The following is a 15,643-nucleotide window of genomic DNA, read 5'->3' as shown; positions in this document are numbered from 1 at the left end:
CACCGCCGCCTTCGAACCGGAGCGCGGCCGATGAGGGTCGGGCTCGACGTCGGGGGCACCAAGACCGACGCCGTGGTCGTCGACGACGACGCTCGCGTGCTCGCCCGCACACGGCTGGCAACCGGCTGGGGCGTCGACGCGGTCGGCGCGACCATCGTGCGTGCCGTCGACCTGGTCGCCGCCGAGGCCGGTGTCGGCCGCGACGAGATCCGATCGGTCGGGATCGGGATGCCGGGGCAGGTCGCCCCGGGCTCCACGCGCGTCGTGCACGCGGTGAACCTCGGCGTGCACGACCTCGACGTCTCGAGCACCGTCGAGCCGATGCTCGGCCTTCCCGTGCGGGTCGAGAACGACGTGAAGGCGGCTGCGCTCGGCGCGCACGCCCTGCACGGTGCCGGAACCGGAACGATGGCCTATCTCAACCTCGGCACCGGCGTCGCCGCCGGCATCGTGGTCGACGGGCAGCTGTGGCGCGGTGCCGGCGGAAGCGCCGGCGAGGTCGGGCACATCTCCGTGGACCCGGCGGGTCCGCCGTGCCGGTGCGGGCAGCGCGGATGCATCGAGGCGCTCGCGGGCGGGGGAGCCGTCGCCGAGCGGTGGGGGCGCCCCGGCGCGCTTCCCGTGCGCGACGTCTTCGACGCCGCCGACGCCGGAGACCCCCGGGCCGTCGCACTGCGCGCGGACCTCGCACGCGGCGTGGCCTCGGCCATCCGCGTGCTCGTGCTCACCGCCGACGTCGACACCGTCGTCATCGGCGGCGGGCTCAGCGCCCTCGGCGAGCGGCTCACCGGCCCCGTGGCCGACGAGCTCGACGCGGGCGCTGCCGCGTCGGCGTTCATCCGCTCCCTCCACCTGCGCGATCGGGCGACCCTGCTGCCGCCGGCATCGCCGGCCGCCGCGCTCGGCGCCGCTCTGGTCGGCCGGGCCAGCGAGGAGGTGCTCGCGCATGGCTGAAATCGTCATCGTGCCCGACGCCCGCGCCGCCGGTGCGCTCGTGGCCGACGCGATCGCGCGGGTGATCGAGGCGCGGCCGGACACGGTGCTGGGGCTTGCCACCGGTTCGACCCCGCTCCCGGTGTACGAAGCGCTGCGCGGGCGGCTGGCGGGCACCGACCTGTCGCGCGTGCGGGGCTTCGCGCTCGATGAGTACGTGGGGATCGATCCCGCCCATCCGCAGAGCTACCGGTCGGTGATCTCGCGCGAGGTGGTCGCTCCGCTCGGGCTCGACCCCGCGCGCGTGCACGTTCCCGACGGGAGCCCCGCGGGCATCGAGCACGCCGGGGCGGACTACGAGGCGGCGATCGAAGCCGCCGGCGGTGTCGACCTGCAGATCCTCGGCATCGGCACCGACGGGCACATCGGATTCAACGAACCGGGGTCGTCGTTCGCCTCGGTCACGCGTGTGAAGACGCTGACGGAGCAGACCCGCCGCGACAATGCCCGCTTCTTCGACACGATCGACGATGTGCCGATGCACTGCATCACGCAGGGTCTCGGCACGATCCTCCGCGCCCGGCACCTGGTGCTCCTGGCCTTCGGCGAGGGCAAGGCGGCGGCGGTGGCCGCGGCCGTCGAAGGCCCGCTGTCGGCGTCGGCGCCGGGCTCGGCCATCCAGCTGCATCCCCACGCCACGGTGGTCCTCGATGAGGCCGCGGCGACCGACCTCGCCCACGCTGACTACTACCGCTACGCCTACGCGAACAAGCCCGCCTGGCAGCGCCTCTGACGCCGCGTCGAGCCGGCCCCTTCCCGCCGAGCCGGCCCGGTCTTCGCGTCGCGAGAGGGCCGGCTCGACGCGAACGGGGTGGATCGGCGAAGGCGGTCAGCGCCAGGCGAAGCGGATGAGGTGGTTGCGACTCAGGTTCGCCAGCGGCGTGTCGGGCACCTCGGCCGCCGTCAGCCAGCGGAGCTCCTCGATCTCTCCCGACGCGGTCGCCTCAGCCGGTCCGACCCGCAGCAGGAACGCGTCGCCCACGACGCGGTGGCCGGGCTCGTTCGCGGCGTCGTCGGTGAAGCGCCCGAGCGGCACGTAGTCGGCCGGGTCGGCGGCGATGCCGGTCTCCTCGGCCACCTCGCGCACGACGGCCGCCAGGGCGTTTTCGCCCGCGTCGGGCTTGCCGCCCGGCTGCTGGAAGACCCGCGCGCCGCGCTTTCGCACCACGAGGGTGCGACCGTCGTCGGCGACGACCACCGCGGCCGCCACGTGGATCGTGCCGCTCACCGCGCGAACACCTTCCCCGGGTTCAGGACGCCGCCCGGATCGAACACGCGGGTGATCTGGCGCTGGATCTCCCACTGGTCGTCGCCGAGCTCGTCGGCGAGCCATCGGCTCTTCAGCACGCCGACGCCGTGCTCGCCGGTGAGGGTGCCGCCGAGGGCGAGCGCGGCGCGGAAGAGCGCGTCTGCCGCGTGCCACACGACCGGGGGCACCTCGACGACGCCCGACGCGTCGGGGGAGGCGTCGAACACGAAGTTCGGATGCAGGTTGCCGTCGCCGGCGTGGGCGACGGTGGGGATGGGCAGTCCGTACTCGCGCTCGACACGGGCGATCTCGTCGAACATCGCCGGGAGGGCGCTGCGGGGCACCGAGACGTCTTCGATGAGGGTCGTGCCGAGGCGTTCCATGGCCGGATGCATCGCGCGGCGCACCGCGAGCAGACGTTCGCCCTCCACCGGGTCGCGCGTGACGGCGACCGTGCCGCCGGCGTCGGCGAGCATGCGCCCGATCGCCTCGGCATCGGCGGCCGCCGAGATGCCGTCGGTCTGGATGGTCAGCTGCGAGGCGCCCGGTGTCGGCGCGATCAGCCCGAGGTGAGCGTGCACGGCGGCGAGGGATGCCGCATCCATGAGCTCCATGATCGCCGGCTGCACCCCGGACGCCGTGACGGCGGCGGATGCGGTCGCCGCGTCGCGCACCGCCGGGAAGGTCGCGGCGATCGTGCACACCTCGCCCGGCACGGTGCGCCGGAGCTTGAGGGTCGCCCCGACGATCACCCCGAGCGTCCCCTCGGAGCCGATCATGAGCGACGTGAGGTCGAGACCGGTGACGCCCTTGACGGTGCGATGGCCCAGGCGCAGCAGGCGGCCGTCGGCGAGCACGACGTCGACGCCGAGCACCGCATCCCGCACCACGCCGTACTTCGCGCACAGGAGGCCTCCCGCGCCGGTGGCGATGTTGCCGCCCACCGTCGAGATGGCGCGGCTGGCGGGGTCGGGGGCCCACCAGAGGCCGTGCGGCGCGAGGGCCGCGTTGAGGTCGGCGTTGAGGATGCCCGGTTCGACGACGGCGATCAGGTCGTCGGGGCGCACCTCGAGGATGCGGTCCATGCCGCGCACCGAGAGGGCGATCTCGCCGTCGCCGGCGTTCGCGGCACCCGCGAGGCCCGTACCGGCGCCGCGGGTCACGACGGGGGTGCCGGTGGCGGTGGCGACGCGCAGGGTCGCCTGCACGTCCTCGACCGAGCCGGCGTGCACGACCGCGACGGGGATGCCTGCTGCGGCGTGCCCGGACTTGTCGGCCCGAGCGGCACGACGGGCGTCGAAGGAGACGTCGACGCGATCGCCGAGCTCGGCGGCGAGACGGGCGACGACCTCGACGGCGTCGGTCACGACAGGCGGCGCCGTCCGACCAGCACGCCGCACGTCACGGCGATCACGGCGAAGACGACGCCGATCCACGCGTAGCCGAGGTCCCACCAGGCGATCGTGGCCGACAGGTAGACCAGCAGCTCGACGAGACCCCGGACGAACGGGTGCACGGCGAAGACCGCGCGCGGTGAGACGAACAGTGCCCACACCACCAGGGCGAGGGCCGGTGCCCCGACGCCGACGACGATGTTCCACGGCAGGTCGAACGCGAGGAACCCCCACAGCGCCAGCGAGCCGAGCGCGAACAGCTCGCACACGAAGGCGAGGATGTCGAGGCCGGTGAGCGGTGCGCGCATGCCGGGCGCGGGGGAAGCGGGCGCGGCCGAGGAGGGTGAGGCGTTCTCGGGCATGCTCCGATTCTACGCCGCGCCCTCTCCGGGGCCCGCGGACGCGCGTCCGCCCGTCCACACGCGGCGCACCTCGAGGTCACGGGTGAGCAGGACCGCGTCGGCGAGCATGCCGGGGGCCAGAGCGCCGAGGTCGTCGCGCCCGATCGCGCGAGCCGGGGCGGCCGTCAGGGCCTGTACGGCGTCGGGGAGCGATACGCCCGCCTCGATCGTGCGCCGGAGGGCGGCATCCTGCGTGAGCGTCGACCCGGCGATCGCGCGCGTCCCCTCCGCGAGTCGGGCGACACCCCCCTCGACGTCGACCCGCAGGCCGCCGAGCTCGTACGCCCCGTCGGGGCGTCCGGCCGCCGCCATGGCGTCGGTGACCAGGGCGATGCGGTGCGGCGCGGCCGCGAACGCGACGCGCACGGTCTCCGGATGCAGGTGCACGCCGTCGGCGATGATCTCCAGCGTCACGCGGGCGTCGGCCGCGGCGGCCGCCACCGGACCCGGGTGCCGGTGGTGCAGCCCCGGCATTGCGTTGAAGGCGTGCGTGAGGATGCCGGCGCCGGCGTCGAAGGCCGCGCGAGCGAGGTCGAAGCCGGCCGAGGTGTGACCGACGGCCGGCACGACGCCCGCGTCTCGCAGGCGGGCGATGGCAGCCAGGGCGCCGGGGCGCTCCGGCGCGAGGGTGACCTGCCGCACGGTGCCGCGTCCGGCCTCGAGCAGGCGGTCGACCGCGTCGGGGGTCGGATCGAGGAGCGCGCGCTCGTCGTGCGCGCCCCGGTGGCCGGGGTCGAGGAACGGTCCCTCCAGGTGCGACCCCAGCACGTCGGGATCGGTGCCGGCGACGCCGGCGACGACGCCGGCGCGCGCGGCGAGCACCTCGATCGGTGCCGACACGAGCGAGACCAGGCCGCGGGTCGTGCCGTGGCTGCGATGCAGGGCGCGCGCGGTGCGGATGGCGTCGGCGCCCTCGTCGAACGACGCGCCCGCGCCGCCGTGGGCGTGCAGGTCGATGAAGCCGGGGGTGAGCACGGCGCCGTCACCCGCGACGGCCGACGCGTCGACGACGTCGACGCCGGCATCCGTCGTCCCAGCCCACCCCGACCCGGTGCCGACGGCCGTCACCCGGTCGCCGTCGAAGCGCACCCACGCGTCGGCGGTCACCGCGCCGCCGGTGACCAGGCGCGCGGAGTGGATGACGGTCACGCCCACGGGATCTCCGGGCTGACGTGGAAGCGGATGCCCCGCGCGGCCCAGCGCGGGCCCTGCGCGCCGACGCGGTGCCGGAACGAGTCCCACGTGCGCTCCGGCGACGCGCCGGTCGGCGGAGACCACGCCGCTTCGGCGGCCGCGGCGATGCGCGGGAAGGCGAGGGCGTCGATATCGGCGGCGGTGCGCACCGTCTCCGTCCACAGCGGCGCCTCCACGCCGAGGATCTCGTCCTCGGCGAGACCGTCGATCACCGCGGACGGCTCCCACTCGTAGGCCCGCCGCACGCTCGTGGGGCCGTTCGCCCACGTGAGCCCGAGGGGGAAATCGGCGTCGGGCTTCATGTCGAGGTAGACGGCGTCGGCGGGGGAGAGGATGATGCGGCCGCCTCGCGCGACGAAGCGCCGTGTCGTCTCGGCGGAGCCGTCCACCGGCGTGGTGAACCCCCAGTACTGGCCGATCGTGCCGGCGGCGAGGTGGTCCGCGGCGCCCGCCTCGTGCCAGGCGACGGGGGTCTTGCCGAGCCCCGTGATGATCTCGGTGACCCGGGCGACGAACGAGGCGTAGCACGCCGGGTCGGTGCCGAGGGCCTCGTCGCCGCCGAGGTGCAGGTACGGTCCCGGGGTGAGCGCCGCGAGATCGGTGAACACGTCGGTGACGAACCGGTCGACCTCGTCGTCGCCGATGCGCAGGGACGAGAAGCCGACCGCCAGCCCGCGGTAGGGCTCCCCGGTGCGGGGGAGGCCGCCGCCGAACGCGTCGGCGGCCGCGCGCACGTCGTCGGTGATCACCGGCTCCGCCGCGAGGGCGGGGTAGGCGAGGGACACCGCATGGGTGTGCCCGGGCATGTCGAGCTCGGGCACGACGGTCATGTGGCGGCAGGCCGCGTGGGCGACGACGCGGGCGTAGTCCGCCGCCGTGTACCAGCCGCCCTCGTCGGCGCCGATCGCGGTCGCCGATGCACGCTCGGCGAGCTCGGGTCGCGACGGGAGGGCGATCCGCCATCCCTGGTCGTCGCTCAGGTGCAGGTGGAGGTGGTTGGCCTTCAGCGAGGCGGCCCGGTCGATCCACGCGCACACCGTATCGACGTCGAAGAAGTGGCGTGCGACGTCGAGCATGACCCCGCGGTAGGCGAACCGGGGGCGGTCGGCGATCCGGACGGCGGGGATCAGCCATCCGGCCTCATCACGGGCGACGAGCTGCAGGAGGGTCTGCACGCCGTAGAACAGGCCGGCGGGGTCCGCTCCGGTGACCACCACGCCGTGCGCCGACGCATCCAGCGTGTACGACTCGGGGGCTCCGTCCGTCGCGACGGCGAGCCGGATGCCCTCATCCGACCCGATGGTGGTGCCCGTGACCGCCTCGAGCTCGCGGCGCAGCAGCGTCGCGCAGGTCTCGTCGCCGGTGACGCCGGCGCCCGTGTCGAGCCGGAAGGCGGGCTCGTCGAGGGCGGTGGCGGACGCCGGGTAGGGCACCAGCGGAAGGCTCATGTAAGGCAACCTAACAAACTCCCGCCGAGACGGCATCCGTTATGATCGGGGATGTCGCGACTGGCGTTGAGGTGGATGACCACCGGGAAGCGACCGCATGGCACGTCGACCGCACGCCTGGGCCGATCGAACACTCGGAATCCCGATCCCGTCTGCAAGGAGAACGCCATGACCGACTCTTTCTTCACGGCCCCGCTGGCCGAGGTCGACCCCGAGATCGCGGAGGTGCTCGAGCGCGAGCTCGACCGTCAGCGCGGCTACCTCGAGATGATCGCCTCGGAGAACTTCGTTCCCGTCTCGGTGCTGCAGTCGCAGGGCTCGGTGCTCACCAACAAGTACGCCGAGGGATACCCCGGTCGCCGCTACTACGGCGGCTGCGAAGAGGTCGATGTGGCCGAGGAGCTCGCGATCGCGCGCGCCAAGGAGCTGTTCGGGGCGGAGTTCGCCAACGTGCAGCCCCACTCCGGCGCCACCGCGAACGCGGCCGTGCTGCACGCCATCGCCCGCCCGGGCGACACCATCCTGGGCCTCGCGCTCGACCAGGGCGGCCACCTCACCCACGGCATGAAGATCAACTTCTCCGGCCGCCTCTACGACATCGTCGCCTACGGCGTCGACCCCGAGACGAGTCTGATCGACATGGACGAGGTGCACCGCCTCGCCGTCGAGCACGAGCCCAGGGTCATCATCGCCGGCTGGTCGGCGTATCCGCGTCAGCTCGACTTCGCCCGCTTCCGCGAGATCGCCGACGAGGTCGGCGCGTACCTGTGGGTGGACATGGCCCACTTCGCGGGCCTCGTCGCAGCCGGCGTGCACCCGTCGCCGGTTCCCCACGCCCACGTGGTCTCCTCCACGGTGCACAAGACCATCGGCGGACCTCGCTCGGGCTTCATCCTCACCAACGACGCCGACCTCGCCAAGAAGATCAACACCGCCGTCTTCCCGGGTCAGCAGGGTGGCCCCCTCATGCACGTGATCGCCGCCAAGGCGACCGCCTTCAAGCTCGCCGGCACCCCGGAGTTCCGCGACCGTCAGGAGCGCACCGTGCGCGGTGCCGCGATCCTCGCCGAGCGTCTCCAGCGCGAAGACGTCGCCGGCGCCGGCGTGACCGTGCGCTCCGGCGGCACCGACGTGCACCTCGTGCTCGTCGACCTGCGCGACGCCGAGATCGACGGCAAGCAGGCCGAAGACCTCCTGCACGAGATCCACATCACCGTCAACCGCAACGCCGTGCCGAACGACCCGCGTCCGCCGATGGTCACCTCTGGTCTGCGCATCGGCACGCCCGCCCTCGCCACCCGCGGCTTCGGCGACGACGAGTTCGCCGAGGTCGCCGACATCATCGCCCTGGCCCTGCTGCCCGGCGCCGACGTCGAGGCTCTGCGGGCCCGCGTGGCTGCGCTCACCGGCGCCTTCCCGCTCTACCCCGAGCTGCAGCAGTAACGCCGGGACGACATCCGAAAAACCACTTCTGCCCCGAGACACCACGCAATGCCCGATGTCTCGGGGCGGGATGTGTTTATCGATCCGAGAGGGAGCGTCATGACCGCGCAGAAGCTGGACGGAAAGGCCGCGTCGGCGGCGATCAAAGACGAGTTGCGCGCGCGGGTCGCCGCGCTCGCCGAGAAGGGGGTCGTGCCCGGGATCGCGACGGTGCTCGTCGGTGCCGACCCGGCATCGCAGCTGTACGTCGGCATGAAGCACCGCGCCAGCGAGGCGATCGGGATGAACTCTATCCAGCGCGAGCTGCCCGCCGACGCCACGCAGACCGACGTCGAGGCGCTCATCGACGAGCTCAACGCCGACCCGAGCTGCCACGGCTACATCGTGCAGCTGCCGCTGCCGAAGCACATCGACACCGACGCGGTCCTCGAGCGGATCGATCCCGCCAAGGACGCGGACGGGCTGCATCCGACGAACCTCGGTCGGCTCGTGCTGAACGTGAACGCCCCGATCACGACGCCGCTGCCGTGCACGCCGCGCGGTGTCATCGAGCTGCTGCAGCGCAACGGCTACGACCTGAACGGCAAGCACGTGGTGGTCGTCGGGCGCGGTGTCACCATCGGCCGCTCGATCGGCCTGCTGCTGACCCGGCGCGAGATCAACGCGACGGTGACGCTCACGCACACCGGCACGGCCGACCTGTCGCAGCACCTGAAGCAGGCGGATGTCATCGTGGCCGCCGCGGGCGTGAAGCACATCGTGCGCGCGGCGGACGTCAAACCCGGCGCGGCGGTGCTCGACGTCGGTGTGACGCGCGAGACCGACCCCGAGACCGGCAAGAGCGCGGTCTATGGTGACGTGGACCCGGATGTGGCGGATGTCGCCGGCTGGCTCTCCCCGAATCCCGGCGGCGTCGGCCCGATGACCGTCGCGCTGCTCATGACGAACGTCGTCGAGGCCGCCGAGCGCGGTTGTCCGGCTGAGAGGTGAAAGGGCGGGAGGGGGTCAGGATGCCCTCGTGTTGCGGGATAGCGGGCGGAACGACGGGGTACGTGTCGCGAATCCCATCCGCTGGCGGAGCGTGGCGGAGCGGTCGGGCTCTGGCCACGCGCCCATCCGCTGAAGCTCCGGCACCACGAGCTCGATGAACTCCTCGTAGGCCTGCGCGTCGCCGAAGGTCGGCTCGAGCATGAACCCGTCGATGTCGGCGTAGGCGGCCGTCTCCACGAGTTCCTCGGCGACCTCGCATGGATTGCCGGTGACGATGAAGCCGCGCTCCTGCACACGGAAGGCCTCCAGGACGTCGCCGACGGTGTCCACGCCCTCCACCGTGCGATACCGGTCCAGTGGGGTCTGCCCCTGGTCGTTGCCCGGGATGTCCTCGATGCGCATCGAAGGGTCAAGGCTTCGCAGGTCGATACCGGTGAACCCGGCGAACAGGACGGCGGCGTCGTCCATCGAGAACAGGCTCTCGAGCTCCTCGCGCTTTCGTTGCGCCTCCGCGCTCGTCGGGGCGACGGTGACAGTGACGCCGCTGAGCAGCTTGAGGCTGTGCGGGTCACGGCCTGCCGCGGCGACGCGGGCGCGGATGTCGCGCGTGGCTTTCAACGCCTGTTCCTTGTCCTGCCCCTGGATGAACATCGCTTCCGCGTTGCGGGCACCGAAGTCGCGTCCGCGGGCCGAGGCGCCTGCCTGGAACAGCATGGGGGTGCGCTGCGGCCCCGGCGGCACCTTGAACATCCCGTGGCTGGCGAAGTACTCGCCGCGGTAGTCGACCTCGCGCACGCGTTCAGGGTCGATCAGTACGCCGGCACCGCGGTCGAGGACGACCGCGTCGTCGTCCCACGCGTCTTCCCAGAGTGTGCGGCAGAGGTCGACGAACTCGTCGGCGACGTCGTAGCGGGTGTCGTGGTCGTAGTGCGTGATGCCGAACAGGCCCTCGGTGACCTGCGCGGTCGATCCGGTCACGATGTTCCACCCGATCCGGCCGCCGGTGAACGCATCGAGCGTCGCGAAGCGTCGGGCGGTGGGGAAGGGCTGTTCGAGCGAGGTCGAGGAGGTGATGACGATGCCCAGGCTCGGTGCCGCCTGCGCGACCGCACTCACCAGCAGCATCGGGTCGTAGCCGGGGAAGAGAATGCCATGGGAGAGCACTTCGTCGGGGACGGCGCCGTCTACGAGGGGGTAGCCGTAGCTGTCGGCGAAAAAGAGAAAGTCGAAGCCGGCGTCATCGAGCGTTCGCGCGAGAGTCGTCCAGTACGCGACGTCGCCGTATACGTCGGCGCGACCGTGCGGGTGGCGCCAGGTGGGGACGCCATTGGAGGGGGTGAGGATCTCAAACACCCCGAAGTGCAGCGGTTCGGCCATGCGTACCCCTTCGATGATTCACGCGGCCGTCGATGTCATGGCCCACGCGGCGCACGACGGTGCGCCATCCCAGCTTGCCGTGTGGCGACATCCGATCCGCGCCAAATATAAAACGTTTTACACAGTCGTAACCGATGTCGCCGATGCGCCCTGACGGCGCGTGGAATCGCGCGCGACGAGTTCGACGGGGAACACCTCGACGCGCGGTTCGCCGCCCACCGTGATCATCTCCAGAAGCATCAGCGCGGCACACGTGGCCATTCCCTCGGCATCCTGGCGCAGCGTGGTGAGCGAGGGTGCCAGGCGCGACGACCAGCTGATGTCATCGAACCCGCACACCAGCAGATCGTCGGGGATCGAACGGCCCAGATCGATCGCCTCGAAGATGCCGCCGATCGCCTGATTGTCGGTGCACGCGAAGACCGCGTCGACGTCGCGATGCTCTTCGAGCAGGCGCCGAATGCCGGCGCGGCCACCCTCGAAGGAGTACTCCGCGACGGCGGTGTGGATATGGGAGGGTGAGATCCCTCGATCGACCAGTCCCTGCTGGAAACCACGGGCCCGCTGCTGCGCGGTCGTGAGGCTGGCCGGGCCCTCCAGCATGCCGAACACCCGCCCGCCGACATCCACGAGGTGGTGCGCGGCCGCGCGCGCGCCGGCCTCGTTGTCCGAATACACCCCGCCCAGGCCGTCGAGATCGAACACCTCGTCGCATGCCACCATGGGAATGCCCATCTCCAGCAGCGGACGCACGGCCGGTCCGGTCGGCTGCGTGGAGAAGAGCAGGATACCGTCCACCCGCGAGACCAGTCGTGCCAGTGCTGCCGTCTCGCGCTGCGGATCGAACTCCGTGTTCGTCAGCGCTACCTGGAACCCCGATTCGGCGGCGATTCGATCGATCGTGCCGATCATGCCGCCCCAGAACGGGTTGGTGACATCGGGCACCACGAGGCCGATCGCGCTGCGCAACCCCGTGCGCAGGGTGCGGGCGGCCTCGTTCTTCTGATAACCGAGCTCGGCGGCCGCCTGCAGCACACGCTGTACCGAGCTCGCGCTGACGGCGCGTGATCCGGTCAGCGCGTTGCTCGCGGTGGAGATGCTCACGCCGGCACGCGCCGCGACGTCCTTGAGTGTCACGGGCCCATGGCCCTGCGGGACGAGAGGCATGGCGCAGAAAGCCTACCAGCGCACGATCACGCGCTCGATGAGCCCGATAATGCCCAACAGGCACAATGTTGTGACGGCCGAGAAGAGAATCGCTGCCCACATCTGGGGCAGGTTCAGATAGGTCGTCGCGGTCACGATGACGGCGCCGATGCCCTTGCTGGAGCCAGTGAACTCGGAGACCACGGCGCCGATCATCGCGGCCGTCACCGACAGCCGGGCACCGGCAAACAGGTAGGGCAGGCTCGAGGGGATGCGCAGGCGGAAGAAGATCTCCCGCCTGCTCGCGGCCATGGCGTTGAACACCTCGAGCGCCTGCGGGTCGACGGACCGCAGACCCGTGATGGCGTTGATGAGCATCGGGAAGAACGCCGAGATGGCGGCGATGATGATCCGCGGCACGTCGCTGAACCCGAAGGCGACCACCAGAGCGGGTGCGATCGCGACGATGGGTGTGACGTTCAACAACAACGCGACGGGCATGATGGCCGAGCGGAGGAACGTGAAATGAACGACCGTGGCCGCCAGCAGGAGCGCGACGACGACGCCGATGAGCAGACCGGTCATCGCGGAGCGGATCGTGACCATCAGGTTCTCGACGTAGAACTCAGGGCGCTCCGCGATGTCCGCGGCGATGTCCTGCAGCGGGGGCAGGACGCTCGTGAAGGTCGCCGCCGTCCATTGCCACAGCACGGCGAGGACGACGAACAGGACCAGCGGCGCCCCGACTGTGAGCGCCGCGTTTCCCGTGCGAACGCCGAGGCGGCGGCGCGTCCGGCGGCGCTCGGCGGGGGTGTCGATCGTGCTCATTCGTCGCCCTTCCACGCGCTCCAGAGGATCTGTTTGACCTCGGCGACCTTCGCCGTGAATTCGGGGGTCTCGGTCAGCTCCCACCCGCGAGGGCGTGGGAAGTCGACTCTGACGATGTCGCTAATGCGGCCAGGGCGCGGGCTCATGACCACGACGCGGTCGCTGAGCAGCACCGCCTCCTGTGCCGAGTGGGTGACGAACACGATCGTTTTCTTGTGGTGCTCCCACAGCTCCAACAGCCGGATGCGCAGCGCATCGCGGGTCAATTCGTCCAGCGCGGAAAACGGTTCGTCCATCAGCATCACAGGGGCGCCCTGCGCGAAGCCGCGTGCGATCGAGGCGCGCTGCCGCATCCCGCCGGAGAGCTGATCGGGTCGCGAGCGCTGGAAGTCCCCGAGCCCGACTTCGGCGAGAATCGCCTCGGCATCCTCGGGGCGGCGCGTGCTGACCCCCTTGCGGTCCGCCTTCTTGTTGATCATGGCGGACAACGCCGCGTTCGCGCGGATGTCGAGCCAGGGCAGCAGCGCGGAGGACTGCGGGATCCACGCGATGTCCTTGCGTGCGGACGCCTTGCGAGGCGTCGACCCGAAAATGGAGATCTCGCCGGTGGTCTGCTCGTCCAGTCCTGCCAGCAGGCGCAGGAGCGTCGACTTGCCGCATCCGGACGGGCCGAACAGGGTCACGAACTCGCCCTGCCGGATCGACAGGTCGATGCCTGAGAGGGCCTGGACCGATTTCTTGCCGCGCACGTAGGTGCGCCCGACCCCGCTGACCTCGATCGTCGCGTCGCTCTGGTTCTGACTCATCGTCATCTCACTCCGGAATCGGGGTCGGGGAAGGGGAACGCTCGGGGCCGAGTACGACGATCTTGCCGAAGAAGTCGTTGGATTCGAGTCTGCGTTCCGCGTCTGGCAGCTCCTCGAAGTCGAAGACCGAGTCGATCACGACGGTGAACTCGCCGCTCGTGAACGCATGGATCGCCGCCGCCATGTCCGCGCGGCTGTAACTGCCGTGCCCGAGGATGTTCCGCCCCGGCTGATACAAGTCGGGCAGGTGGAGGTGAGTATCCAGGCCCGCCGTCGTTCCCGAGAGCACTACCCGGCCGGCCGGACGCGTCGCGCGCAGAGCGGCTCCCAGGAACTCGCCGCCGACGTGGTCCCACACGAGATCCGCTCCGCGGCCATCGGTCAGGCGGTACACCTCGGCGACCCAGTCGGGGGTCGCGGCACGGTCGATGACCTCGTGCGCACCCGAGCGCAAGGCGCGCTTGCGCTTGCGCTCACCCGAAACGAGGGTGATCACCCGTGCGCCGCGGGAGAGGGCGATCTGCACGCCGGCGGCGCCGAGGCCCGATCCGGCACCGGGGATGACCACGGTCTCTCCGGCCGTGAGCGCACCGGCGCTGAGAAGGCCACGCCACGCGGTCGCACCGGCGACCGGGACGGCGGCGAGGGCCGCCAGACGTTCGGTGTCCTCGGGGGCGACGGAGACGACGGTGCAGTTGCGCGCGGGTACCGCCACCAACTCGGCCATTCCGCCCGCCCGCGTGGATCCGATCGTGGCGAACTGCGCGCAGTAGGTCGGTGTCTCGCCCAAGCAGTATTCGCACGATCCGCAGCTGACGACGGGATCGATCAGCACCACCTCGCCGGCGGCAGGAGAGGTGGCACCCGCTGCCACGGTCTCCACCTGGCCGACGATGTCCATTCCCGCGATGTGGGGGATCGACATCGCCGGGATGACGGGGGCGACTCGTTGGAGCACGTCGAGACGGTTCAACGCGATCGCCAGCACGCGCACGATGACTTCGTCGGGCGCGGCCGCGGGTGCGGCGACGTCGAGTCGTCGCCGCACCTGCGGGCCGCCGAAGTCCGTTTGGACCCAGGCCTTCATTACGGCGCGGGCCAGACCAGTTCGCCGTCGTCGTAGATCGCCTCGACGAAGCTCGTGTCGATTTCACTCTCGATGTCGGGCTCTGCACTGATGAGGTCGTTCTCCATCAGCATGTCCGCCTCGGGCGTCCACTGGTCGACCGCCTGGTATCCCAGCACCGTGCCTTCCGGCTGGCTCTCCTCGACCAGGCCCACCTCGGTCTTCCAACGCTGCGCGCTCAGATCGAGGTCGTAGCCGGCTTCCGAGAGCGACTCGGCGTATGCGAGGGCCGCGTCGAGGTTCTCGTCCGACTCATTGATCCACGCGTAGGCGGCGAAGCTCGCGCGCAGGAAGTCCTCGACGGCGGTGGGGTGCTCCTCGGCGAACGTGGAATTGACGATCTGCGTGTTGAAGGCGGACTCGATGCCGTAGTCGGCGGGGTCCCACTCGGTCACGTCGTAGCCCTGTGAGGCCAATACCAGGGGCTCATTGGACTTGTAGCCGGTGAGTGCGTCGACCTGCCCCTGCGGCAGGATCGTCGGGTCGTAGCCCACCGATACCCATTCGATGCTCGCCGTGTCCACGCCGTCGGCGGTGAGCATGGCGGAGATCTGCGGCGGGATGGCGCCTTTGTAGCCGGCAGTCGTGCCCTCCAGCTGGGAGAGGTCGGAGATGTCGGTGTTGGTCATCAACATGATGGCGGGGGTGTTGCCGTAGGTGGCGATCGCGGAGACATCCGCGCCGTTGTCGATGGCGACCATGACGTCGGAGGGGCTGCCGACACCGGCGAACTGCGCCGTGCCGGCCGAGACCAGCTGAGTGTTGTTCGATCCGGGCTCGATGGTGACATCGAGGCACATGTCCTCGAACATGCCCTGGTCCTTCGCGGTGAGGACGTCGAGTAGTCCGACGGATGCCACGTAGGCGTACGAGGTGAGGAAGGTGATGGGTCCGGCGGCTTCGTTCTCGGCGCAGCGGTCCGCGCTGATCATGTCGCTGACACCGGTCGACGCCGAAGCGTCGTCGGTGGCGTCTGCGTCGCCGGAGCAGCCGGCGAGCAGGAGGGCGCTGGCCGATGCGAGGGTCAGCGCCGTGAGGGCCTTTCGGGTGAATCGGGTGTCGAGAGTCATGGTGACCTTCCATGCGATGCCGGGGGCCGGCGAGCGGGTGAGGGAGGGGTGGAGTCGTCGTGCTCGGTGGGGCCGGGGTTGCAGTGAGCGCGTGTCCGGCACGCTAACAACGAATGTGTTCCCGATGTAAATCGTTTTATTACGGCCATGTAAAAGGTTTTGGATGGGTGCCGTTTCC

The 15,643-nt window shown here is 70.9% G+C and carries 15 protein-coding genes and 1 riboswitch; of the genes, 4 read left to right on the top strand and 11 right to left on the bottom strand.

Annotated features, from left to right (window positions below; genetic code table 11):
- Nucleotides 1-30: 30 nt before the first annotated feature.
- Both B3S45_RS07495 and B3S45_RS07490 read left to right on the top strand, forming a co-directional pair.
- Nucleotides 31-954 (top strand): ROK family protein, encoded by a 924-nt coding sequence (locus B3S45_RS07495; RefSeq protein ID WP_286718578.1) that lies wholly within the window; start codon nucleotides 31-33, stop codon nucleotides 952-954.
- A complete protein-coding gene (locus B3S45_RS07490) occupies nucleotides 947-1,726 on the top strand; it encodes a glucosamine-6-phosphate deaminase (protein ID WP_286718576.1) in 780 nt (259 codons plus the stop codon). The genes B3S45_RS07495 and B3S45_RS07490 overlap by 8 nt, the downstream gene beginning before the upstream one ends.
- Before the next feature lie 96 nt (nucleotides 1,727-1,822).
- Here B3S45_RS07490 and B3S45_RS07485 read toward each other — a convergent pair whose 3' ends face one another.
- The 5 genes from B3S45_RS07485 to B3S45_RS07465 are packed head-to-tail and all read right to left on the bottom strand — an operon-like array spanning nucleotide 1,823 to nucleotide 6,679.
- Entirely contained in the window at nucleotides 1,823-2,221 is a 399-nt protein-coding gene (locus B3S45_RS07485; protein WP_286718573.1) for an NUDIX hydrolase, read from the bottom strand.
- A complete protein-coding gene (locus tag B3S45_RS07480) occupies nucleotides 2,218-3,609 on the bottom strand; it encodes an FAD-binding oxidoreductase (protein ID WP_286718570.1) in 1,392 nt (463 codons plus the stop codon). Before B3S45_RS07480 ends, B3S45_RS07485 begins: the two co-directional genes overlap by 4 nt.
- On the bottom strand, nucleotides 3,606-3,998 hold the full coding sequence (locus tag B3S45_RS07475; RefSeq protein ID WP_286718567.1) for a YrdB family protein: 393 nt from the start codon (nucleotides 3,996-3,998) through the stop codon (nucleotides 3,606-3,608). Before B3S45_RS07475 ends, B3S45_RS07480 begins: the two co-directional genes overlap by 4 nt.
- Nucleotides 3,999-4,007: 9 nt before the next feature.
- Nucleotides 4,008-5,192, bottom strand: coding sequence for an N-acetylglucosamine-6-phosphate deacetylase (nagA, locus tag B3S45_RS07470; RefSeq protein ID WP_286718565.1), 1,185 nt, complete (start codon nucleotides 5,190-5,192; stop codon nucleotides 4,008-4,010).
- The gene (locus B3S45_RS07465; RefSeq protein WP_286718563.1) at nucleotides 5,183-6,679 is read right to left on the bottom strand and encodes a family 20 glycosylhydrolase; all 1,497 of its coding nucleotides are present in this window, start codon (nucleotides 6,677-6,679) and stop codon (nucleotides 5,183-5,185) included. Before B3S45_RS07465 ends, nagA begins: the two co-directional genes overlap by 10 nt.
- Nucleotides 6,680-6,725: 46 nt before the next feature.
- Nucleotides 6,726-6,809: riboswitch (ZMP/ZTP riboswitch) on the top strand.
- A gap of 38 nt (nucleotides 6,810-6,847) precedes the next feature.
- On the opposite strand from B3S45_RS07465, the gene glyA reads away from it, so the two are divergent.
- Together glyA and B3S45_RS07455 are read left to right on the top strand one after the other, a co-directional pair.
- Entirely contained in the window at nucleotides 6,848-8,122 is a 1,275-nt protein-coding gene (glyA, locus tag B3S45_RS07460; protein WP_071044634.1) for a serine hydroxymethyltransferase, read from the top strand.
- Nucleotides 8,123-8,221: 99 nt separating this feature from the next.
- Nucleotides 8,222-9,112 (top strand): bifunctional methylenetetrahydrofolate dehydrogenase/methenyltetrahydrofolate cyclohydrolase, encoded by an 891-nt coding sequence (locus tag B3S45_RS07455; protein ID WP_286718560.1) that lies wholly within the window; start codon nucleotides 8,222-8,224, stop codon nucleotides 9,110-9,112.
- Nucleotides 9,113-9,127: 15 nt separating this feature from the next.
- Here the strand turns inward: B3S45_RS07455 and B3S45_RS07450 are convergent, their stop codons facing one another.
- The 6 genes from B3S45_RS07450 to B3S45_RS07425 all read right to left on the bottom strand — a co-directional run bounded on the left by B3S45_RS07450 (nucleotide 9,128) and on the right by B3S45_RS07425 (nucleotide 15,465).
- Nucleotides 9,128-10,489: an NtaA/DmoA family FMN-dependent monooxygenase gene (locus B3S45_RS07450; RefSeq protein WP_071044636.1), complete on the bottom strand. Its 1,362-nt coding sequence runs from the start codon at nucleotides 10,487-10,489 to the stop codon at nucleotides 9,128-9,130.
- 117 nt (nucleotides 10,490-10,606) lie between these two features.
- Nucleotides 10,607-11,626, bottom strand: a complete 1,020-nt coding sequence (locus B3S45_RS07445) for a LacI family DNA-binding transcriptional regulator (protein ID WP_286718558.1) — start codon at nucleotides 11,624-11,626, stop codon at nucleotides 10,607-10,609.
- 42 nt (nucleotides 11,627-11,668) lie between these two features.
- Nucleotides 11,669-12,463, bottom strand: a complete 795-nt coding sequence (locus B3S45_RS07440; protein WP_194383596.1) for an ABC transporter permease — start codon at nucleotides 12,461-12,463, stop codon at nucleotides 11,669-11,671.
- A complete protein-coding gene (locus tag B3S45_RS07435) occupies nucleotides 12,460-13,269 on the bottom strand; it encodes an ABC transporter ATP-binding protein (RefSeq protein WP_286718556.1) in 810 nt (269 codons plus the stop codon). The genes B3S45_RS07440 and B3S45_RS07435 overlap by 4 nt, the downstream gene beginning before the upstream one ends.
- A gap of 7 nt (nucleotides 13,270-13,276) precedes the next feature.
- Nucleotides 13,277-14,356: a zinc-binding dehydrogenase gene (locus B3S45_RS07430; RefSeq protein ID WP_286718554.1), complete on the bottom strand. Its 1,080-nt coding sequence runs from the start codon at nucleotides 14,354-14,356 to the stop codon at nucleotides 13,277-13,279.
- Entirely contained in the window at nucleotides 14,356-15,465 is a 1,110-nt protein-coding gene (locus B3S45_RS07425; protein ID WP_286718552.1) for an ABC transporter substrate-binding protein, read from the bottom strand. Before B3S45_RS07425 ends, B3S45_RS07430 begins: the two co-directional genes overlap by 1 nt.
- Between the last annotated feature and the right edge of the window lie 178 nt (nucleotides 15,466-15,643).

Origin of the sequence: Microbacterium sp. UBA1612, from assembly GCF_002321605.1 — a bacterium.
GTDB lineage: Bacteria > Actinomycetota > Actinomycetes > Actinomycetales > Microbacteriaceae > Microbacterium > Microbacterium luteum.
Note: the sequence above shows the minus strand (reverse complement) of the source record. Positions and strands in the feature narration are given on the sequence as shown.